Below are 21,985 nucleotides of genomic sequence, written 5' to 3' on the forward strand. Positions count from 1 at the left end.
GCAGCAGTTCCGTCTACGTCAATGTCACATCAAGTTTGACGAGGCAAATGCAGCTTTGGCCACACCTGCCCTATCTCCCGCGGAACTTCTCCGCGACCCGTGGCGAGGCCGTCGGCCCAATTTGGGCCCAATTTGATTGCCGCCCACCGCCGCCGCAGGACGAACATGCGCTTGACAAGACAACCCCGGCCCGTTCAACTTGAGGCATTCACCAGGGGAGTCCCGGCAAGGGGCTGAGATACTGCTGGCTTTCGCGGCGCAGTGACCCGTTGAACCTGATCCAGTTCATACTGGCGTAGGGACGGTGCAAGCGCTTTGCGGGAGTTTACGCCCGAGGTCCTGTTTCGGCAGGTCGACAGAAGCGTCTTTTCATCCTTCCGGCACAGAACTGGGTCTCCAATGCATGAGCAAAGGAGCCTCAAGATGAATGCCCTTACCCCCGCCGTGTCGACGGGACCGCTGCCCGCCTCGCGGAAGATCCACAAGCCCGGCACCATCCACTCGCAGATCAAAGTGCCGATGCGCGAAATCTCCGTCCATCCGACAGCCGGCGAGCCGCCCGTCACCGTCTACGATCCGTCGGGCCCCTATACCGATCCGGCTGTCGAAACCAGCATCGAAAAAGGCCTGGCCCGGCTTCGCCACGAATGGATCTTGGCCCGCGGCGATGTAGAGGACTGTGACGGCCGCCATGTCCGGCCGGAGGACAACGGATTCGCGGCGGGCGAACGCCTGACGCCGGAATTTCCCATTCGCCACCGACCGTTCAGGGCCAAAGCAGGCAAGGCGGTGACGCAGCTTGCCTATGCGCGCGCCGGCATCATCACACCCGAAATGGAGTTCGTTGCCATTCGCGAGAACCTTGGTCGCGAGATCCTGCACGGCAAGCTTGAGCGCGACGGCGAGGCTTTCGGCGCGACGCTGCCCGATTTCGTCACGCCCGAATTCGTGCGTGACGAGGTGGCGCGCGGACGGGCGATCATTCCCGCCAACATCAACCACCCCGAGAGCGAGCCGATGATCATCGGCCGCAATTTCCTGGTCAAGATCAACGCCAATATCGGCAACTCCGCCGTCACATCGTCGATGGCTGAAGAGGTCGAAAAGATGGTGTGGGCGATCCGCTGGGGCGCCGATACGGTGATGGACCTGTCGACCGGCCGCAACATCCACAACATCCGCGACTGGATCGTGCGCAACGCGCCGGTGCCGATCGGCACGGTGCCGCTCTACCAGGCGCTCGAAAAGGTCGCTGGCATTGCCGAGGATCTGACCTGGGAGGTGTACCGCGACACGCTGATCGAACAGGCCGAGCAAGGCGTTGACTATTTCACCATCCACGCCGGCGTGCGGCTGCATTACATCCCGCTGACCGTTGACCGGGTCACGGGTATCGTCTCGCGTGGCGGCTCGATCATGGCCAAATGGTGCCTGCACCATCACCGGGAAAGCTTCCTCTACGAGCACTTCGCCGAGATCTGCGACATCGCCAGAGCCTACGACGTCTCCTTCTCGCTCGGCGACGGCCTTCGTCCGGGCTCGATCGCCGATGCCAACGACGCGGCGCAGTTCGCCGAACTGGAAACGCTCGGCGAGTTGACGCAGATCGCCTGGGCAAAGGATTGCCAGGTGATGATCGAGGGCCCTGGCCATGTGCCGATGCACAAGATCAAGCAGAACATGGACAAGCAGCTCGCTGTCTGCGGCGAGGCGCCGTTCTATACGCTTGGCCCGCTGACGACCGACATCGCGCCGGGCTACGACCACATCACCTCAGGCATCGGCGCCGCGATGATCGGCTGGTTCGGCACCGCCATGCTCTGCTACGTCACGCCCAAGGAGCATCTCGGCCTTCCCGATCGCAACGATGTCAAGATCGGCGTGATCACCTACAAGATCGCCGCCCACGCCGCCGACCTGGCGAAGGGGCATCCGGCGGCAAAACTCAGGGACGATGCGCTTTCCCGCGCGCGCTTCGAGTTCCGCTGGGAGGACCAGTTCAACCTGTCGCTCGATCCCGAAACGGCGCGGTCTTTCCACGACCAGACCTTGCCCAAGGAGGCGCACAAGGTGGCGCATTTCTGCTCGATGTGCGGACCGAAATTCTGCTCCATGCGCATCTCTCACGACATCCGCGCCGAGGCACAGAAAGAGGGCATGGCGGCGATGGCGGCGAAATACCGCGAGGGCGGCGATCTCTACCTGCCGGCGGACGAGACCGGCGCACCGCTCATACCTCAGCCACGTGAGCCATCATGAAGGTCTTGAAGGTCTTGGTCAAAGGGGCGGGCGTTGCTGGCCTCACCGCCGCCTTCGAGTTCGCCGCACGCGGCGCGGCGGTTACCGTTGCCGAGACAAGGCCTGCCCTTGGCGGCAATGCGTCATGGTTCGCCGGTGGCATGTTGGCGCCGTGGTGCGAGTGTGAAAGCGCCGAGCAGCCGGTGCTGGATCTCGGACGCGACGCCGCCGCCTGGTGGGACGCCGCAACGCCCGGCTTGGTAGCACGACGGGGAACGCTGGTCTTGGCCGCGCCGCGCGATGCGGGCGAGCTCGACCGGTTCGCCAGCCGCACGACGGGCTATCGGCGCGTCGAGGAAGATGAAATTGCCTTGCTGGAGCCCGACTTAGCCGGCCGCTTCCGCCGCGGATTGCTCTTCCCCGCTGAGGGCCATCTTGATCCGCGCCAGGCGATGGCAGCACTTCATGACAAGCTCGCGGCCACGGGTGTTGAATTCCACTTCGGCGCCGACGCCCAGCATGTTTTTGGTTTCGATCGTCAGATCGATTGCACGGGAATGGCAGCGCAAAATGACAGGTTGCGTGGCGTTCGCGGCGAAATGCTCATCCTGCGTACCCCTGATATCTCGCTGTCGCGCCCCATCAGGCTGCTGCATCCGCGCTTTCCACTGTACGCAGTGCCGCGCACCGACCACCGTTTCATGATTGGTGCGACGATGATTGAAAGCCAGTCCGTCGGACCGGTTACGGCGCGTTCGATGATGGAACTGCTGGGTACCGCCTATGCCCTCCACCCGGCCTTTGGCGAGGCCGAGATCGTTGAAACCGGTGTCGGCGTCCGCCCAGCCTTTCCCGACAATTTGCCGCGCGTCGAAACCAAGGGTGAAATCATCGCGATCAACGGGCTCTATCGTCACGGTTTTCTCCTGGCTCCCGCCATCGCGCGCCAGGCTGCCGACCTGGTTTTCACTCAAGACAGAACCAAGGAGCTTGCTCATGAAACTGATGGTCAACGGCGAAGCGCATGAGGTTGCCGCCACAACGCTGGAGGCGCTGCTTGCCGCGCTCGACTATGAGGGCGATTGGCTGGCGACGGCCGTCAACAATGACCTCGTGCACAAAGCCAACCGAGCGGAATTCCAGTTGAACGACGGCGACCGGATTGAAATCCTCTCGCCCATGCAGGGCGGCTAGGCCATGATCGAGCTTTATGGAGCCGAGCTTCCGTCGCGCCTGCTTCTTGGCACGGCTCAATATCCTTCGCCTGCCATCCTTGCCTATGCAGTCAGGGCTTCGGGCACGGCGGTGGTGACCGTCTCGTTGCGCCGTGAAATGGCAGGCGGCAGGGCTGGCGAAGAATTCTGGTCGTTGATCCGCTCGCTTGGTGTCAGAATCCTGCCCAACACTGCTGGCTGCCACTCCGTCAAGGAAGCGGTCACGACCGCACAAATGGCGCGCGAAGTCTTCGGTACGAACTGGGTCAAGCTCGAAGTGATCGGCAACCATGACACGCTGCAGCCGGATGTTTTCGGTCTGGTCGAAGCCGCCCGCATCCTGTGCGAGGACGGTTTTGCTGTATTCCCCTATACCACCGACGACCTTGTCGTTGCCGAGCGGCTGCTTGCGGCGGGCTGCAAGGTCTTGATGCCGTGGTGCGCGCCGATCGGTTCCGCTCTCGGACCGATCAACATCACGGCGCTGCGCTCGATGCGCGGACATTTCCATGATGTTCCGCTGATCGTGGATGCGGGGCTCGGACGGCCGTCGCACGCGGCGACCGTCATGGAGCTCGGCTTTGACGCCGTACTCCTGAACACCGCGGTTGCCAAGGCGGCCGATCCGGTCGGCATGGCGCGTGCGTTCGGCAAGGCGGTCGAGGCCGGTCGTGAAGCTTTCAGCTCGGGAATGCTCGAACCGCGTGACGTCGCCGTGCCGTCGACGCCGACAATTGGCAGGGCAGTTTTTTCATGAAGCTCGATCCGTTCTACCTGATCCTCGACAGCGCCGCCTGGATCGAACGGCTGGTGCCGCTTGGCGTCAAGCTGGTTCAGTTGCGCATCAAGGATAGGGACGAGGCCACGCTGCGGACGGAAATCCGCCGCGCGAACGGCGTCTGCGCGGTCCAAGGCTGCCAACTGATCGTCAACGACTATTGGCGCACGGCAATCGAGGAAGGCTGCGACTTCGTCCATCTCGGCCAAGAGGATTTGGCTGCGGCCGACCTGCTGGCGATTAAGTACGCCGGATTGAAGCTCGGGCTTTCCACGCACGATCATCTAGAACTGGAAACGGCCATCGCTGCCGAGCCCGACTATATCGCGCTCGGCCCCATCTATCCCACCGTCCTGAAGCAGATGAAATGGGCGCCGCAAGGGCTCGCCCGGATCAGCGCGTGGAAGCATCGGGTGGCGCCGATCCCATTGGTCGCCATCGGCGGCCTCAACCCCGACCGGCTCGATGGTGTCTTCGCGGCTGGTGCGGACAGCGCGGCGGTGGTCACCGACATCACGTTGAATGCCGATCCCGAAGCGCGCACGCGAGAATGGATCGAAAAGACAAAGCCATGGCGCTGAGGCGAGAACCGCATGTGCTCGTGGTCGGCGGATCAGACTCCAGCGGTGGGGCTGGAATTGCACGCGATATCGAGACGCTCTCTTCCATTGGCGTGCGCTCCTGCCTGGCCGTCACCGCGCTGACGGTGCAGACGCACGAAGCCGTGATGAAAATCCATCCTTCGCAGCCCGATCTTGTGGCCGATCAAATGCGCGCCGCGCTGCAGGCCAACAAGGTGGCGGCAATCAAGATCGGCATGCTTGCAACGGCCGAGATCGTCGTAGCCGTCGCGGCTGTGCTGCGCGAAAATCCGCAGGTGCCGGCAGTGCTCGACCCGGTGCTGGCGTCGACGTCAGGCCGGACGCTCCTAGAGGCCGGCGCCATCGCCGCCCTGAAAGGCGATCTGATGCCATTTTGCCGTCTGGTCACCCCCAATCTCTTCGAGCTGGCACTCCTTGTTGGCTCGGAGCGGGCAGTGGATGAGGACGGCGTAGTGTGGCAAGGCCAGGAATTGCTGGCAGCCGGCGCGCGGGCTCTGCTGATCAAGGGCGGCCATGCATCGGGACCGCAATCAACCGATATTCTGTTGCGCCCCGATCACGAATCAGTCCGCTTTGACACGCCGCGTCTTGCCGCATCGATGCGCGGGACGGGCTGCATGCTGGCCAGCTCGATTGCGGCACATCTGGCGAAGGCGCAATCAATCGAGTACGCCGTGCGCCAGGGCAAGCTCTTTGTGTTAGAAAAGCTTCGGAAAACCCCAGCCGAATAGCCGTAGAGCCGGCTCAAGCGTTCAGCGGCTGACGCTGAAATGGAAGCCGTAGCCCTCCTGCCCTTTTTTCCCAGGGCGTGACGGATGAGGCCGCTTTGCAGATCGGAATTCAGCAGCGCCGAGACAAGCTGCCCTGCCAGGCCGGGAAAGTAACGGGACTCTTCCTGCGGCGAAGCGCACTGCCGGTCAGGCATGGGGATGCACCCGTACCTCCTGGCGAGTGTGAGGCCGCAGGAGGGAGGCATTTCAGCGCGGCGGGGGCCGCCGGATCTGGCCCTGCAGTGCTGGAGCAAAGCAAAGGCCGGTTTGATCCCGACCGGACGATTCCGGGGATTTCTACGAGGCTGCTCGCGACGCCGGCATTGAGTTCTACCAGCTCCTGAGCGGCATGCGCGACCAAACCCGGCTGAGTGTCACCGCAGGGATGTTCCACGAGTGGGACAAACAGCTGCGGGACTGGCTGGTCCGCGAAATACGACACTGGCATCGAGGGGATACGGCAGCTGCGAAGGTCTGGTCAGCGGATTTCGCCAAGATTGCAGGCCTCCTGGAAAGTTTCGGGTGGAAAGTCCGAAGCACGGACTACTTCAAGACGCTCGATGCGTGCCGGTTGGTGGTCAACGTCTACAAGCACGGCGCCGGAAAATGAGCTATGACGGATTTTGGGTGACGGGGTTGATCAAGCGGCGCTTTGCGGCTTCCTTTGATGACCTCGATCCCGTCCTGGAACCTGGCACCTGCGAGCAGGCGGCATTTTCCACTCTTTCTCGGATCGGTTCAAGATCAGATAGAGCAGTTTTGTGGCGGCATCGTCGCTCGGGAAGTGGCACCTGGCCCTGATTGCCCGCCTGAGCTTCGAGTTCAGCGCCTCGATGGCATTCCTCGTGTAGACGATCCTGCGCACCGCTTCGGGGAAGGCGAAGAACGGGATCACCTCGCTCCATGCGCGCCGCCAGCTCTGCCCGATAGCGGGGTAACGCTGGCCCAGGAGCCGGCTTCGAACGCGGTCAGCGCCTGTTCGGCGGCGTCGGCGCTTGGTGCGCGGTAGATTGTCAAACGGCTTCCAAAACTGACCCCCGAATGGAGTGCGCCCCTCGGGCCGGACAGGATGAACAAGCAGAATTGACTTGGAAGCCGGGCTTTCGAAGGATGGAAGCCCATGGTGACTTATCGCACGCACAGCATCGAGTTCAAACGTCAGGTAGCACAGGAGTTCCTGTCCGGCGAGACGCTGCATGGTCTCGCCAAGCGGCACGAACTGCCGCGTAACCTGATCCGCATCTGGGTTCAGAAATACGAGGCTGGCTCCTTCGACGAAGACGTGGCGGCGGCCGACACGATGCAGACCTATGAGGCGCGGATCGCAGCGCTGGAGCGGCTGGTAGGCCGGCAAGCCTTGGAAATTGAGTTTCTAAAGGGGGCTCTGAAAAGCGCACCACGTCCGAGAAGCGGGACTACATCCGTGATCACCGGCCCGGCGATGTCTCCATCGCTGAAGGATGCCGGCTGATGGGGATCGCGCGATCAACCTACTACGATCAGCCCGAAACCGCCGTGGATGACACAGCGCTCGTCGAGACGATGGGTGAGATCTCCGACAGCTTCGAAGCTTACGGCTATCGCCGCATGCAGGCGGCGCTGCGGCAGCGCGGCATCGTCGTCAACCACAAGAAGGTCAGACGGTTGATGCGCGAGCACGATCTGCAGCCCAGGATCAGGCGGCGCTTCATCGCCACTACGGACAGCGATCACGAGTTGCCGATCTTCCCGAACTTGGCGAAGAACGTGACACCCGACGGCCCGAACCAGCTCTGGGTGAGCGACATAACATACGTGACGATTGCGGTGGGCTTCGTCTACGTCGCGGTCATTTTGGATGCCTGGTCACGCAAGGTCGTTGGTTACGCCATCGGTCGGTCGATCGACGCGCGCTTGACCGTTGCAGCATTGAAGGCGGCAATCGAACGACGAAAACCCCCGCCGGGCTGCGTCCATCACTCGGACCGAGGCTCGCAATATGCCGCACTCCTCTACCGCAACGTTCTCGCCGAGCACGATCTTATTGGATCGATGGGCCGGCGCGGCAATCCCTACGATAATGCGAAAGCGGAAAGCTTCATGAAGACGATGAAGGTCGAAGCCGTCTATCCGATGGCCTACGAAACCTTCGCCGACGTCGCTGAGGACCTTCCCCGCTTCATTGATGAGGTTTACAACACCCGCCGATTGCACTCAGCGCTCGGCTATCTCAGCCCGCAACAGTTCGAGGACCAACACGCCCGGCAGATGGTCAAAACTGCGGCTTGACCTTGTCCGGCCCGAGGGGCGCACTCCAGATCGGCGTCCAATTTTGGCTCTGACGCACTTTTGGTGATGATTGAACCTAGCCAGCGCCGATGACGCGCGCCTGAAGCAGGTCGAGCTTTCCTCGGCCATACATTTGGCGTTTCACGAGCTTGAGCTTGGTGATCTGGCCCTCGGTCTGACCGTTGGACCATGGCAAGGTTATCGCCGCGCTGACGGCCGATCGATCTTTGAGAACGCCATTGGCGAACGAGGCGACCAGACTTGATCTGGCCCGCTCCAGCCAAGGTTCGAGATCGGCGAGAGTCTTCTTGCGGATCATGGCCTGGAAGCCTGCAACGATTTCCCGGGCCTCCACCAATAAAGGCACGCCGCCCTCGATCGCCGCCACCGTGACGGTTTCGGACTTAGAGAGGCTGTCGCGACCGATGGTCATTAGCCGCGCAATGGTTCGGGCCGAGGGTGCACGGCGCAGGGCGTCGCCATTCACTTGATCTGAATGCCGGCGACGCGTGGCCCACTCGGTGACGACACGCAAGCAACCACGGAATCCCTGGTTCTTGAGGCGCCGCCAGAGTGCTGTTGCATTGCGCTCCCCAGCCGTCCACTGGGCGTCGAGCCAAGGAAGATAAAGCTCCAGCGAGCTTTCTCGGACTCGAAAGACGTCAGATCGCTGGCCTCGCAGAACCTTGCGGACTACGCCGCGGCTATGGCCGGTGCGGCGAACAATCTCCTTAATCGTAGTCCCGTCCTTGGCCATGCCGAGGATGCGGCATTGGTGTCTTCCCGACGAAGGTATCCTTCATATTGAATCCGCTCGGCGGCGGTTAGCAGTTCTGGATCAATAGTGGCGGCACCAAGCGCGGCGCGGATCGACCGCATGGATTTGCGAACTGCGTCGAGGAAGGCGCGGCTGGCGTTCTCCATTAAGTGCCAGCGGTCGGCCACCTGGATCGCCCCAGGCAGCGCTTTGGCGGCCGCAAGAGCGTAGCCACCGCCGCGATCGCGGGCGACGATGTCGATCTGGGGTTGGTCTGTGAGCCAGGCCTGGGCCGTCGCCGGCTCACGGTCAGGCAGCAGGGCGATGGTCTTGCGCCGCTCAAGGTCGCAGATGATCGTCCCATAGCGTTGATTTCGTCGCCACGCCCAATCGTCGATCCCGATCACGCTCGGCGGGACAAAGCGCGGACTACCGCGCCGCCGCACGATGCGCAGCAACGTGTCGTTGCTCACCGGCAGCATCAACCTCTTGGCGAAGCTGGCTGCGGGCCTGCCGCCCAGCGCAAGCCCAAGGTGATGGACGATTTGGTCGAGCCGGGCGGTTCGCCGAGCCCACGGCGCCAGAACATCCCCGTCGAAACGCTCAGCGAAGATCCGCCGGCTGCACAACACGGCGCCGCAGTGGAACCGCCGAGCCACAACGACGATCCGAACAGGCTTGCCCGCCATAGGCAGGTCCGCAAGGCGCCGCTGATACCGACTGTGGATCCGCTGGGACCTCGTTCCGCAGCCCGGACAGAGGCTCGCCGTACTCGTAGGACGGACCGTGATCAACATCACCTCATCGTCAACGGCGGTGTCGTCCACCACAAAGCCGCGAGGGACGAGGGTCGAAGGCCGCAATGTATAGCCCATGCCATTGATTCCTTGCGTGAAACCAACGCCAGCCGGCACCCCATTTTCATCAAAAGTGAGTCAGAGCCAAAATTGGACACGATGATGTAATTGCTGCCGTCGCTCCTTTGAACGAAGACTCGGCGGACGGCAAAAGCCGCCGACCAGTGAGATCAAGGAGGCCGCAGTGAAGCAATATGTCGGATTGGATGTGTCGCAGCGAGAGACCAGCGTTTGCGTCGTCGATGATGCTGGAAGGTGTGTCTTCCAAGGGAAAGTGAAGTCCGATCCGGGAGCACTGACCGAGTTGCTCCGCAAACGCGCACCGCACGCCGAGCGCATCGGATTCGAGACCGGCGCAATGTCCAGCTGGCTCTGGCATGAGCTTAAACGGGTCGGATTACCGGTCGTCTGTATTGATGCTCGGCATGCGAAGGCGGCACTTTCAGTTCGAATGAACAAAAGTGATGAGAACGATGCCCGCGGCCTGGCCGAGTTGGTTCGCGTCGGCTGGTATCGGGAGGTCAGGGTTAAAAGCACAGAGAGCCAGGCAACCCGATCCCTCCTGGTGGCGCGATCGCGACTTGTCGCCATCCGCCGCGATCTCGAGAACCAAGTCCGGTCAATGCTGAAAGAGTACGGGCTGCAGTTCAGTCGCTCAATCGGTGCGCAGTTTCGGCGAAAGGTCGTGGAGCTGGTTGTCGACGGGCATCAGCTTCGATCCGTGATCGAGCCGCTTCTGACCGTCCATGAACAGGCCTGCACGGAACAGGAAAAGCTGGACCGGCAGGTACGACGCCTTGCTCGTGAGGATGACACCACGCGCCGGCTTATGACGGTTCCTGGCGTCGGCGTCGTGACGGCGTTGACCTACCGCCACACGATCGATGATCCTTCGCGCTTTTCCTCGGCCAGTGACGTCGGCGCCTACCTTGGTCTGACACCGCGGCGAAAACAATCTGGGGAAACAGATATCAACGGCCGCGTATCTCATTGGGGAGATCGCCTCTTGCGAACCTATCTCTACGAGGCGGCAAGCGTACTCATGCATCGAACGAAGAAATGGTCTTCGTTGAAGGCGTGGGGCCTTCGTCTGTCAAAGCGGATCGGTATGAAAAAGGCGAAAGTGGCGGTTGCTCGCAAGATCGCGGTTCTGCTCCACTGCCTCTGGGTTGACGGCACCAGCTTTGAGTGGGGCGGCGAAAAGATAGCCTGACAGATCCGCGCTCGATCCCAATCGCGGGCCCGTTTCCGAAACCCGTGATGTCCCCGCCGGGACGGAGGTTGTGGTGACCTCGTTGAATCGGCTGACGTCGACTTCGAACTTCGTTGCACACGTTGAGGCGCCCAACCCGAACATCATCATGAGGCATTCGACCTCGAAAAGGACCATGACCCCGGCGATGACAGAGCAAAACTCGGATTGACAACCACCCGCAATTAAAGGGCCGATTCACACATTTCACGCATGTCAGGCCAGCCAAACGCTTCGTGGCATGGGACTCATTCTCCTCTCCTTCTACCAGATAAAATCCAAGGATAGATCGAACATAGAAGGCATTCTTGCCACCGTCATCGGGAAGGGCTATCCGCTCAAACAGACCGAAGATGACATGTGAGAGGTAAAGAAGGACTTGCGGGAGCACGTCATAGATCAGCTCGTACAAATCGTCGTCGGTGTGGCGTTTGAAGATAAAATTGAAGTTTTCGGGCGTGGTCTCAAGCTCAATTCGCTGCACAGCGACGAGATGCACTGCGTGCTGGAACAGCTTCTGAAAGCCTGATGGGTTCGCTTGTGTGAAGAGTGCCCGATCAATAAACTCGGAATCGAGAACCTCAGCCACCTCAGTCATAGCTAGTGCGCTCGACAGAATTTCAACTCATTTTCCTTTCAATATACTTGATGTAATTCCTCTGGGACTGTTTGTTGTGAAGGCATGGTAGAAACCGTTCTCGTCGCCAAGCATCCACGAGAGATAAAGAAGATTATCGGTAAGCGGCTTTCGTAGCAGGTTGAGTGCCACTATTATCTTTCGCTTTTCAAGGCATCGAAGCGACTCGTAGATATGATGCAGGCAATCAGACACCATCGCGATTGTGATCTGATTTAACACGGCTTTTCGCGCTTCGGCCTCATATCCGCCCGCTCGCATCGCTGCGATAGCGTCGGCTTTAGCTGCGTGTTTCTTGAATGCTTTCGCTTCCGCTTTGTTGCGGAACTTGAAGCTTACCACATGTGCCTCCGCGCCTTCATACTCCACCATGAGGCGGGCACTCTCGTCATGAAGGAAGAAGCAATACTCGTGGGCCAATCGCAAGTCGTTTGGTATCCAACAGAGACGGTTGCGGGGAATGAGGTGGACGCTGTTCGGCATTGGCGAATCCTAACAAGCGATTGGTTTCCACCTTTTCGTGGCGCGGGTCTGGATCGTCGGTGAGAAATGGGTCCGGACGTGGCCGAAGATGCTTTCCAATCGAGTTTCATTCCATATGATCCCGCACACAAAAATCAAGGCCCGCTGGCACGCGATCCTCGAATTGCTATCCGAAACCAGTCGAATTGAGATCATGCGCGCGCTATATGGCAACGGAGCGGCATGTGGGCCGGGACTAAACAATTGAGCACGATGGACCAGGTGCCGGCGGAACCAGCGAAGGAGGAGGAAAGCGGCTCCAGTCCGGTCGGGCGCGGGGGTGCCGGAACCTATATTGAGGGCGAACTGGGCGCCTATTATCTCCTTCAAATGCTGGCCGGCAGCGAAGCGCGCGGACTGCCGGACGCCCGGATCGAACGGGTGCAGTTCCAGGGGGTCGACGAAGGTTACGCACTGGACGATCTGATCGTTCATGGGGCATCGGGTAAAGGCGACTCGCTGCTTGAGATCCAGTCGAAGCGCACGATCAGTTTTGCGCCGAAGGACAGCGTTTTCCAGAGCGTCTGCGGCCAGATCGCGCGGAGCGCTCCCGAAAGCCAGCCGGCCGACCGCCATCTATTCGCAGTCGCAACCCAGCGCACCAGCTTTGCAATTTCCGGTCCTTATCAGGACGTGCTCGAATGGGCGCGCACGGCAAAGACGGGGGCACAGTTCTTCGCGCGGCTAGCCCTCAAGGGCGTCGGCAGCGATGCAATGCGCGGCTTCGCGCAGACCTTTCGCATCAATCTTGTCGCCCAAGGCGTGGCGGACGACGCCGAAGGCGTTTGGAACGTTATCCGGCGATTTCTAATCCTGGAGTTCGACTTCGAGTCCGGCGCCCCGCAGGCCCGGACGCATGCGCTCACGGTCGCGGGGCAGGTGCTCGCGCCTGAGGACGCGTCGCGCGCCAAGGCGCTTTGGAGCAATCTCATCGAATTGGTCATCCTGACCGGCAAGACCGGAGGTTCAATCACCCGCGATGAACTGCCCGCAGCGCTGGCGGCGCGTGGTTTCCGCCTGGCTGGCGCACGCAACTATACCTTGGCGCGCGCCCGGCTGGCGGAAATGTCCCGCTTCGCGCTGATGGACATCGGCACGTCGGTCGGCGGCATAAATCTGCCGCGCCTGAGCGCGCTGGCGGCATTCGAAGCGGCCCGTGACAAGCACCGCTTCATCGAGATCACGGGCAAACCTGGTGCCGGCAAATCCTATGTGCTGCGCCATCTTGCCGAGCGGCAAGGACGGGAGGCGCATGTCATTGTCCTTGATCCGATCGGAACGCCCGATGGCGGCTGGGCGGCGCTCGCGCAACGGCTCGACGTCCCAGGAACTGCCAAGGATTTCCTCGGCGACCTTGCCGCCGGCGGCGGCGGAACCCTTTTCATCGACGGGCTCGAAATGTTCGCCTCGGAGGAGCGGCGCCGCACTGTCAATGACGTCCTTCGCGAGATCGCCGGGATAGACGGTTTCTCGGTCGTAGTGTCTACCCGGCCCACTCTCGGTGTCGAGGGGAGTAACTGGCTCGCCGAAGACGCGCTCGCTGTGCTGGGCGCGCCACATCTGGTGTTCGTGGGCGAACTCGACGACGAGGAGGTTGCGGCTCTGAGCGCGGCCGCACCGGAACTAAGCGCGCTCCTCTCACGGGGCCATCCAGCCGCCAGCATTGCCCGCAATCTCTATCGCCTGACCCAGTTGCTCAAGGTGCCGAGCACAGTTGAGATTCGCACCGAGGCGGCACTCGCCGACCATTGGTGGCAAAGCGCGGACGGCGCGAAGCCGGAGCTCGTGCGCGCAGGCCAACGCCTTCTCGCCGAGCTTGCTGCGGCAACGCTTGCCGGCCTCGATACGATCGAGGCGTCCATCGATTCACCGGCCCGTGACTATTTGCTACGCAGCCTTACGTTGAGCGAACCGAAGCGCGACCGCCTCGGCTTCTATCATGACGTGCTACGCGACTGGGCGATCGGCGCACGCTTGCACGAAGACTTGGCGCTCCTTGCCGGTCTGGACCTCACGGTTCCGCCCTCGCCGCGCTTGGCGCGAGGTATCGAGTTCGCGGGCCGGTTCGCGCTCGAAAAGGAGCAAGACGGCTCGGCCTGGCAGGCTCTCCTGGCCGCACTGTCGCCTCCAGGCGCGCACGGTGCGTGGCGGCGCCAGGCGCTCATGGCGATCGTTAGATCCGAGCTTTCCCCGGAGCTTCTGAACCGCTGCAGCGCGGCGTTGCTTGCTCAGGGCGGCGCCCTGCTGATCGAGCTTTGCACGGCGATCACCGCAGTGGAGACGGTCTCGGCCGCCGAGCTATTTTCGCGAGCCGCCGCAAAGGGCGCCAAGCTTCCGGCCATGCCGCCAAGTTCGTTGCGAGCGGCAGCGACCCCATCGGCACCGACCGTGCTGATGTGGTGCTTCGCTCATGCCGCCGAGATACAGATCCAGGCGATCGGGGTCGTCGTCAAACTCATCGAGATTCAGTTCTTCCTCGCGCTGAGTGTCTCCGAATACGGGCAGGCAGCGGCTAAGATGCTGTTCAAATGGCTGATGCAGCTCGACTTGTACATGACCCAGATCAGTATCCCATCTCCATCAGATGCCGTGGAACTTGAAGGGCAAGCACGCCAGCGGATGATCGAGGATCTTCGCACCATGGCGCTATTGCTGGCGGCGAACGCGCCGGACGAGGCAAGAGCCTATCTCACGGCGGTGGCGGCCGAAAACGATCGCTACAAGGTCAAGGAGATCCGGCCATTCAGCCGAACGCTGGCGAGCGTCGCGCCCGCTGAGCTTGCCGCGCTCGTCGAGGCCAGCCTGATCGAACCGCCGCGCCGCGGCAAATCGAGACGCGATTCCATGGACCGCGCGCTGAGTTTCGCCGATACCGACTATATGCCGCCCTCGCCGGCACAGCCACCTTTCCTCGATCTGCTCGATGTGGCGCCGGACATCGGGCTGGCGCTCATTCGAAAGCTCGTCGAGGCGGCCGTGGCCTTCCATGCCGACGGGAAGACAAGGGAAACGAACGGCTACACGGTCGTCGTCGACGGCAAGCCGCGCTTCTTTCCCTGGGTTCAGACCTATTTCTGGGCCCGCGATCAAGCACAGGAATATTCCGCGGCCTCGGGACTCATGGCGCTTGAAGCATGGTCGCAAGAGCGGCTCGACAAGGGCGAAGACGTTCGGGCCGTTCTCAGCGATATCCTCGGGCCGGAGGGCAGCTGTGCGGCTTATCTTCTGATCGCGATTGATGCACTCGTATCCCATTGGCCTGGCACGAGGGACGCGCTCGTCCCTTTCATGGCCAACCCGGATTTGCTCGCCAACGATCGCGCGCGGGCCACCCATGAGGCGTTCGGACATATGATGTTGAGACAGAAGGAGCCGAACGGCCGGGTGAAGCTGGCCGATCTCGCGAAGCGTCCATCGCGCCGGTTGATGCTCGAACAACTCGTTCCGTACTATCTGGCCGATGACGATGCTGGACGCGGCCTTCGTGCATTGCTTGGGAGGGCTGTCGACGAGATCGGACCCTATGCCGATCATGCCAGCTTTGGAGACGCCGCGTTCATGGGGGCCTATGCCCTCAACATGCTCGACCAGGCCAATTGGGTCGAGGTCGATGGCGGACGCGGATACCAGTCCCCGCCATCTGAAGCCGAACATCTGGCGAAGCTCGAAGAGAGCCGGCTGAAGCTCGTCCATTCGAGCACGGTCGAAGCGAAGGTTCACCTGGCGACGAATGATCCCGCCAAGGGTTCGGCGGAGGTCGCGCGCGAGGCGGTGGACTATGCCGCCGGCGATCTGCCCGACGACAGCGACACCGACCATCTCAAGTCGCGATCGACACGTCTGATCGCGACGGCCATGCTAGTCGCACGCGATGGTGATGATACCCTTCTGGACCAGAATGAAGGGTGGGTCCGGGCTGTCATTGCCAAGGCGCTCGAAGAAGAGAAAGATCCCTATGGCTCCAGAGAGATGCTGCAGTTCAACCGGCCTGGGATGGGAATCTGCGCGCTGATCCACCTCTGGCATCGGCGCAGGCTCCCAGCAGATCGCAATCTTCTTATGAAAGCAGCTGCCCGCTGCGATCGCGCCGCCGTGCCAGCCTTCATCGCCGCGCTGGTGCGCATCAATGAGACTGATCCGCGACTTCTCAAATCGACCATCCGGATCGCTTTCGCGTGCCGCCGCTGGCGTTGGCAACCTTATGATGAGGATCCAGCGGACCGCGAAATTTATGATGTCGAGAAGACGCGCCTTGATCGAGACGCGGTCGCAGCGGAGATCGCCTGGCTCGACGGCGGACCCGAACCGTCTTGGCCTGTCCTTCCGGAAGAGAAGCCGTCTTTGCGAAACAGGCCGCGGGTGAGGGTCTCCGCCAACCCAGCGCACAAGCTTGAATGCAATGAGGATGGTGTCGAGCCGCAGTCGAAGAAGGCGTCGATCCACGTCGACACACAGGGCATCGCTGAATGGCTGGGCCTCCTGAACGCCGAGGGGAGTGCGACGCCGGATTGGTACGATGAGGTGATCGACGCTTATGCACCTTGGTCTGCACGCGCGAATGCCCATGGCTATCCGGCGGACGCGGAGTTGAACCGGGCGCCGGACGGTTGGAATCGCCAATTCTATATCCTGGTCGCATCTGCGCTGCTGGATGCGGATCATGACCGTTTCGAGCAGCTTCTGCTGCCTCTTCTTGAGCTTCCCGACCGGTCGTTCTGCGATGTTGCCGACACGCTCATCCACGCCGCCGACGTCTGCTATTTTAACGACAGGAGCCGCCATGCCGATCGCGCACGCCAGCTTCGCGGTCGCCTGGTTACGCGCACGAAGGCACTTGTACGCTGGTCATGGGACAACCGGCCTGGAGATTTACGGATCGATCACAACACAGGGCCGGTTATCGCGAAGTTGCTAATGAATCTCTACAACCCATTCGCCGGCACCCAGAGCTATCTGGTCCCAGCAGTATTCGATCGGGTAGATCCAATTCTCGACACGCTACGACCTCTGCTGCCCGGTGGCCCGACTGCGTTCGTTGCGCTTTGCACGATGAACAGCCTGTCGGTCGCACCCACGGCGCGGCACCTGGATTTCCTCCTGTTCGCGGTCGAGACATGGCTCCATGCCACACGAGACGACCCTTCGATGTGGCACTCCCTCGGCATCGGACGAAAGGTTGCGGAATGGTTTGAGATGGTGGCGGTGGCAGATCCATCTCTGCTCGGCCGCGATCATCCAGAACGGGCACGGATCGACGTCACGCTCGGCCGACTAGTCAGCCTGGGAGTGTCGAAGGCGCATGAAATTGAAATACGGATCGAAACCGAACAGGCAACCACTGGCGTCAGACGGTGAGGATTGCTTTTTTGGGATGTATCCCCGTTGAACATGTAGCAGCCGAAGCGCCATTTCCGCGCCCATAGCCTAATCCGAATCAAAAGAGGTTGAACGATGCGCCGGCTATTCGGCTGCTTGCGTCTGCGCCCTCGCGGTTGCGGCAATCCTAGGTGTAGCTATTGTCCTCCTTGGTGGCCTTGAACACACCGAGCTTAAAGGCTTGCTCCCCGGTGCTTCTCATGCGGAACTTGGTCGACCGCTTCGAGCCAAAAGCGTCCAAGTAGTCAATTTGCCCGTAGACGTAGAGCGCCAGTTCTTCTTTTTTCATGGCAGTGATCTCCCACGCTTCCAAAGCGCGGTGTGTCGGCATTGAAAGTGTAATAGCGCTGGGCGGCAAAACCAGTTGGTTGGGATGGCCGGCGGAGTCAAAGGGTTCCAAGTCCCCGACCAACGGATACTCGCGAAGTTTGATGAGCGTCCACTGGGACATTTTAGAAGCCGGGGTCGCGCCGAAATTCTTGACGTGGGCTACGGCGGTGATCTGTTCGGCCTCGAACCCGGTTGGGGCCGTGACACCCTCCAAGCAGACATAAGCACGCAACTGCGCTCTCGTGGTTCGAATACTGGTGATAGCCGTCCAAACGCTGATAATCAAAGCGATCACGGCAATGAGCGTGCTAGCGGCCCCGATGATGATTTGGGCCCATGCCGGTACTTCCTGCCTTTCAGCGGTTGCAGCTCCTCTCTCGGCAGCATTGGCAGCGCGTACCTGGGCGTCCAGATCGGCAGCATCGTGCTGATCGGCCTTTTCTTCGCGTTCAGTTGCGTGGGAGGACTGTCCTGGGGTCTCCACAATGGTCACCGGCAGCCCCGTCTTGGCAATGCCGCTGCTTCCGTCATTGGATTGCTGGGCCTGTTGCTTTGCTACGGATGGGCCTTCACCGGTCACTCCTTGGGTTTCTTGCGCGCTTGCGTGAGTGGTTAGCACTATGAACAGTGCCAAGATTGGAGCCTTCATGGCGATCTCTCTGCTAGTCGGATGCGTTGCCTGTCTTGCTGCGCTCAATGTGCACCTGGGGCGGGTCCGCCGCCATCGCCGGGCGTGAGGAGATATTGATGTCCACGAAGCGTTCCATGCTTCCGACGACAATGTCGTATTTGATGCGACCGTGCGCACTTGGGCCTCCCCGAAATGCCGATTGTCCCAAATCGCGGTACGCGTTTGAGCGAGGGACCAAAAGAGACCGGCAAGAGCCGCGATGCTTACGAACAGGCCGGCTAGGGTGGTTATGAAAGTCCACCGAGCCCAAGTGGCCATTTCCTGTTGCAAGGAAAGGTCATACTCGCCGCGTTGTGACTCGCGGGAGGCCTCTACTATTTCCTGTACGCATTCAAGAACGCGGGCTGGCTCGACTTTGACGCATTCATGTTCTATGCGCTGCTTGGTGTCGGCAATATATTGCTGGGAGTTCTGATCGGCACGCTGGGAGTAATTGGTGTCTAGCGATCCAATTGACCAGCCCATGGCAAAAATCAGGCAGCAAAGGACAGCGAAACATATCGCTGTCACTACCCCAAAGAGCGGACCCCTGTTGCTGTCGAACATTGAGTTAGAAACGTTGCCCGATTTCCCCTTGCCGCAACTATCACGTACAATGAGTGTTACCGCAATAACGGAGCCGACCAAGGATGCCGTTCGCGGCCTCAAGGGGCAGTTTATCACTCTGCCTTTCGAAACCTGTCACACCGGTGTCGGGCCCCAATAGAGACATTCCACATCTTTACACGCAGCGTCGGCCCCTGGCGCACCGAGGGCGGGGCTACGCTGTTTGCGGCTTCGCCCCGCCCGCCACTCGCACCAACCCTCGCTACGTCCACCCGCCCATCTGCTCTTCATGCCGTTCCGCATCGAACGCCTGCTTCCCCTTCGCATGCCATAGGTTGCGCACTTGCTCGCCTTCACCCGCGGACGCCGAGCCCGGTCAGGACCGTGAGCGCAGTCCGGGAAGAGAAAATGGCGGAGCGCAGACCGGAGATGGCGGCCCTACGCCTGGAAGAAAAACTCCCGCCACCGGAGTGTCGCGCCACACGGATGTTCCGGCGGACCCGGAAGCGGCATTGCGCAGCGCTCGCACCAAGGCGCTCGTGCGTCACGCCCGTGCACTCGACGCGATCCTGAGCACTGGAAATGCGGACGGACAGGGCAGTCCCGAGCAGATGCGCGAATTGAGGGATGCCCGTAGCGCTTTCGAGAAGGTGCGGCCGTATTCGATAGCCTGCCAAGCAGAGGTCGAGGCCACAACTGCGGTTTTAAAGCTTCAGGACAAACTCCCCCACATACAGGCGCGCTCGCTTCTTGGCATCGTCGCCAAGCTCGAAATTATCGCTGGTGCAGATCGCGATATCGACGATCCGACAGACTTTCCCTGGCCGCATATTGCTTCGATCCTTGACGACTTGAAGAAAATCGTCGGGAGCCTACCGCGTGGACGGCCTGAGCGATCCGTCGTTCAGGCGGACTGCAGGCAATATCAAGCGATCGCGGCCAACCTGGTCGGTCTGGGAAAACCGGGCCGCCACCTTCATTTGGGGTTTTCCGTGCACCCCTCCCGCGTCATTCAATCTCCAAATGAATGCCAAGTCATGTCAACTTCGGCCCATTCTTCTGATGCCTAGGGGGAATGGTACGTGGCTGCCATTTGGTCTTGAATAGTTCGTCTACCTTGCGGGAATTTTCGGCTAGATTAGCATCCTCATGCCACTTCTCCACCAGCGGGAGGGCCGCATCGATAGGCGCTGATGTGCTGATATCGTCCACGATGACGTACCATCGATCGCGCTTCGAATCATACTTGTGTTTTTGACCGATTGCCTCAGCGGCCAGCCATATTTTGTCGTTCAGATTCTGGCAAACCAAATAGGTAAGGTCACCCGTTTCTGTTAAAATCGAGAACGATTTCATCTCCTTGCCCGCCGCAACTTCTTCTCGGATTGCCAGCACGGTCTTAGATAAGTCCGTCAGTGAGCCATAGGAAAAATCGTAGAGATCGATGACTACCGATATCAGTTCGGGAGGTGCCGTCTTCAGGCTCTTGAACAATTCGGAGATAACCGGAATGTCCAACCGCTCAAGGATGCTAACTGGTCGAACCGTCTTCACCCCTACATCCTGCGGCATCATGAAATCCTCGACGATTTCGGCAAAATCCTTCTCAAGATTCATGAAGTCATATTCAGGATCCATCGCCAGCTTGTATTTCAAATGATAGCCGAGAAAATTGTATTCACTATCCGAATGCACCTTATCGAACACGTCCGAGCGGCACTTCAGGTAGTAAAGAAACTCGATGGGCGTCGGCAGCATGCGCGCCACACAATCGAGAACGCCGAGGTCCCAAATGACAGGCGCGATCCTGTCGCTTCGCTTCAGCATAATGTTTGAAAGAAACGTCGCGGCAGGAAAAGCGTCGCTCAGTATGACGGCCGGGAACGTCCGCACTGTTGGCGGGAACGTCAGTGTTTTGCCCTCTTTCGTTTTGCATTCCGCTCCTGCCTGGATCAGCTCGGCAAACTCGTAGGCTTGACGGTATGGGGCTTGAATGGCGCCTTCGAAGTCTTTCGTCAAAGCCTCTTCGTCACCGGCTCTTGCCAATAGCGTCACACGCTTGGATTTCGCTTGCACGACGATTACGAACTCGCCGAAAACTATAAGCGCGTCGGCTTCACCGGCTGTCTTCTTTTTGCTTGGTTGGATCGTGACGTTCTCATAGACGTTCGCCGCGCCGAACACCGATCGAAAGAGGTCAGCTGCTGCTTTCTCCAGAAAGGCGCCCCGATGCTTGGCTGCTTTATCGACATATGTCTTATCGGTGATCATCCAATAAGTCGGACTTTCGTAGACGCTCTCAGCTAGCCTATATGCGTTTGGTGCATAGAAATGCTCCCCAATGTCGATCAGCGGCGCAAGATTGGCCTGGTTCGCGACAAACGCGGACGTGAAGTTCGCATTGGCGTTTGTGGCAGGCGTTGCGAATTTGCCGATAAAGGCGTTCGCTTTCCTAGCGCCGAATTTCTTGATCAATTCGGCCTTGGCGATCAAGAGGCTGTCCGTTAGGTCTGCCTTGGTCGGAATAGCTCCGTCCTCTTTCATCGCGTTGATCGCCGACATCTGGCGCGATGTATATTCCATGATGAACCGCGCGATTTCGACCATTGGACGCGCTGAAAGTCCGGCATTGCGGATCAGCCATTCAAAATCACCGCGATACCGGTCTCGGGAAAAACGCTCTAGCTGATGGAGAAAGAAGCTGTCGGCACCATAATAGATGGCTTCCCGAGCCGCGGCACCGAGTGTCCTCTCGACCTTTGCAAGATCGCCGAAATCCGGCATCGAATCCAGTGTGAGCCGGTCGTGGAATTCCCTGAGAAGTCTGTCAGCTTTGTCTGCAAAATCGCTCTCAGGATTGACGATGGAGTAAGTGCAATCAGACGCGGACTGAACCATCAGCCCGAGCAAGAGCATGAACTCATTGCTGTTTAGCTTTGTGGTAGACCAGCGCTTTTCTGGATCGTCGGCGACCTTACCTTCTCGCAAATCGATAGCAACGATCCAATCGCGATACATGATGGCAGAAATATCATGCAAGGCACCGGCGCTCTGCGCAAGAACACGCAAGTCGTGGAATATTTCTTCGAGAGAACGCGCCTCAGGTCGCCCTGGGTGTTCCAATTCCATGTTTGTCATGTCGCGCTA

16 protein-coding genes, 2 pseudogenes and 1 riboswitch are annotated in these 21,985 nt (G+C 60.3%); of the genes and pseudogenes, 13 read left to right on the forward strand and 5 right to left on the reverse strand.

Translation table 11 applies throughout. The features are described 5' to 3' along the window. Positions 1–203: 203 nt before the first annotated feature. Positions 204–320: riboswitch (TPP riboswitch) on the forward strand. A gap of 103 nt (positions 321–423) precedes the next feature. The 7 genes from thiC (at position 424) to NKI99_RS22510 (ending at position 6,212) form a co-directional block, all read left to right on the forward strand. After that, positions 424–2,259 carry a phosphomethylpyrimidine synthase ThiC gene (gene thiC, locus NKI99_RS22480; RefSeq protein ID WP_352612003.1) on the forward strand — a complete coding sequence of 612 codons (1,836 nt, stop codon included), beginning with the start codon at positions 424–426 and terminating at the stop codon, positions 2,257–2,259. 5 nt (positions 2,260–2,264) lie between these two features. After that, positions 2,265–3,266 (forward strand): glycine oxidase ThiO, encoded by a 1,002-nt coding sequence (gene thiO, locus NKI99_RS22485; RefSeq protein WP_352612083.1) that lies wholly within the window; start codon positions 2,265–2,267, stop codon positions 3,264–3,266. Beyond that, on the forward strand, positions 3,235–3,432 hold the full coding sequence (gene thiS, locus NKI99_RS22490; protein WP_031253541.1) for a sulfur carrier protein ThiS: 198 nt from the start codon (positions 3,235–3,237) through the stop codon (positions 3,430–3,432). Before thiO ends, thiS begins: the two co-directional genes overlap by 32 nt. A 3-nt stretch (positions 3,433–3,435) precedes the next feature. Next, the gene (locus NKI99_RS22495; RefSeq protein ID WP_352603744.1) at positions 3,436–4,209 is read left to right on the forward strand and encodes a thiazole synthase; all 774 of its coding nucleotides are present in this window, start codon (positions 3,436–3,438) and stop codon (positions 4,207–4,209) included. Then, the gene (locus NKI99_RS22500; protein WP_352612004.1) at positions 4,206–4,811 is read left to right on the forward strand and encodes a thiamine phosphate synthase; all 606 of its coding nucleotides are present in this window, start codon (positions 4,206–4,208) and stop codon (positions 4,809–4,811) included. The genes NKI99_RS22495 and NKI99_RS22500 overlap by 4 nt, the downstream gene beginning before the upstream one ends. After that, positions 4,802–5,563 carry a hydroxymethylpyrimidine/phosphomethylpyrimidine kinase gene (locus NKI99_RS22505; protein WP_352612005.1) on the forward strand — a complete coding sequence of 254 codons (762 nt, stop codon included), beginning with the start codon at positions 4,802–4,804 and terminating at the stop codon, positions 5,561–5,563. Before NKI99_RS22500 ends, NKI99_RS22505 begins: the two co-directional genes overlap by 10 nt. Positions 5,564–5,951: 388 nt before the next feature. After that, positions 5,952–6,212 (forward strand): hypothetical protein, encoded by a 261-nt coding sequence (locus NKI99_RS22510; protein ID WP_352612006.1) that lies wholly within the window; start codon positions 5,952–5,954, stop codon positions 6,210–6,212. Positions 6,213–6,242: 30 nt separating this feature from the next. Here the strand turns inward: NKI99_RS22510 and NKI99_RS22515 are convergent. Next, positions 6,243–6,613 (reverse strand): annotated as a pseudogene (locus NKI99_RS22515) (transposase); the annotation flags it as partial. A 109-nt stretch (positions 6,614–6,722) separates the two neighbouring features. Here NKI99_RS22515 and NKI99_RS22520 point away from each other — a divergent pair. After that, positions 6,723–7,073: a transposase gene (locus NKI99_RS22520; protein ID WP_352612007.1), complete on the forward strand. Its 351-nt coding sequence runs from the start codon at positions 6,723–6,725 to the stop codon at positions 7,071–7,073. After that, on the forward strand, positions 7,052–7,870 hold the full coding sequence (locus tag NKI99_RS22525) for an IS3 family transposase (protein WP_352612084.1): 819 nt from the start codon (positions 7,052–7,054) through the stop codon (positions 7,868–7,870). The genes NKI99_RS22520 and NKI99_RS22525 overlap by 22 nt, the downstream gene beginning before the upstream one ends. 76 nt (positions 7,871–7,946) lie before the next feature. On the opposite strand, the pseudogene NKI99_RS22530 reads toward NKI99_RS22525, so the two are convergent. Beyond that, positions 7,947–9,502 (reverse strand): annotated as a pseudogene (locus NKI99_RS22530) (ISL3 family transposase). Positions 9,503–9,668: 166 nt separating this feature from the next. Between NKI99_RS22530 and NKI99_RS22535 the strand changes: the two are divergent. Both NKI99_RS22535 and NKI99_RS22540 read left to right on the forward strand, forming a co-directional pair. Continuing rightward, positions 9,669–10,697 (forward strand): IS110 family RNA-guided transposase, encoded by a 1,029-nt coding sequence (locus NKI99_RS22535; RefSeq protein ID WP_352612008.1) that lies wholly within the window; start codon positions 9,669–9,671, stop codon positions 10,695–10,697. A 418-nt stretch (positions 10,698–11,115) separates the two neighbouring features. After that, positions 11,116–11,265 (forward strand): hypothetical protein, encoded by a 150-nt coding sequence (locus NKI99_RS22540; RefSeq protein WP_352612009.1) that lies wholly within the window; start codon positions 11,116–11,118, stop codon positions 11,263–11,265. 96 nt (positions 11,266–11,361) lie between these two features. Here NKI99_RS22540 and NKI99_RS22545 read toward each other — a convergent pair whose 3' ends face one another. Continuing rightward, a complete protein-coding gene (locus NKI99_RS22545) occupies positions 11,362–11,856 on the reverse strand; it encodes a hypothetical protein (protein WP_352612010.1) in 495 nt (164 codons plus the stop codon). Between the two features lie 243 nt (positions 11,857–12,099). Here NKI99_RS22545 and NKI99_RS22550 point away from each other — a divergent pair, with 243 nt between their 5' ends. After that, entirely contained in the window at positions 12,100–17,250 is a 5,151-nt protein-coding gene (locus NKI99_RS22550) for a hypothetical protein (RefSeq protein ID WP_352612011.1), read from the forward strand. Positions 17,251–17,398: 148 nt separating this feature from the next. On the opposite strand, the gene NKI99_RS22555 is transcribed toward NKI99_RS22550, so the two are convergent. Next, the gene (locus tag NKI99_RS22555) at positions 17,399–18,250 is read right to left on the reverse strand and encodes a hypothetical protein (RefSeq protein WP_352612012.1); all 852 of its coding nucleotides are present in this window, start codon (positions 18,248–18,250) and stop codon (positions 17,399–17,401) included. 1,100 nt (positions 18,251–19,350) lie between these two features. Here NKI99_RS22555 and NKI99_RS22560 point away from each other — a divergent pair. After that, on the forward strand, positions 19,351–19,908 hold the full coding sequence (locus NKI99_RS22560; RefSeq protein ID WP_352612013.1) for a hypothetical protein: 558 nt from the start codon (positions 19,351–19,353) through the stop codon (positions 19,906–19,908). Here the strand turns inward: NKI99_RS22560 and NKI99_RS22565 are convergent. Beyond that, complete coding sequence (locus NKI99_RS22565; RefSeq protein ID WP_352612014.1) at positions 19,874–21,976, reverse strand: nuclease-related domain-containing protein; 2,103 nt, start codon at positions 21,974–21,976, stop codon at positions 19,874–19,876. The two genes, NKI99_RS22560 and NKI99_RS22565, sit on opposite strands and share 35 nt — an antisense overlap. Positions 21,977–21,985: the final 9 nt, after the last annotated feature.

This window comes from Mesorhizobium sp. M0239 (genome assembly GCF_040321815.1).
In the GTDB taxonomy this organism is placed as follows: domain Bacteria; phylum Pseudomonadota; class Alphaproteobacteria; order Rhizobiales; family Rhizobiaceae; genus Mesorhizobium.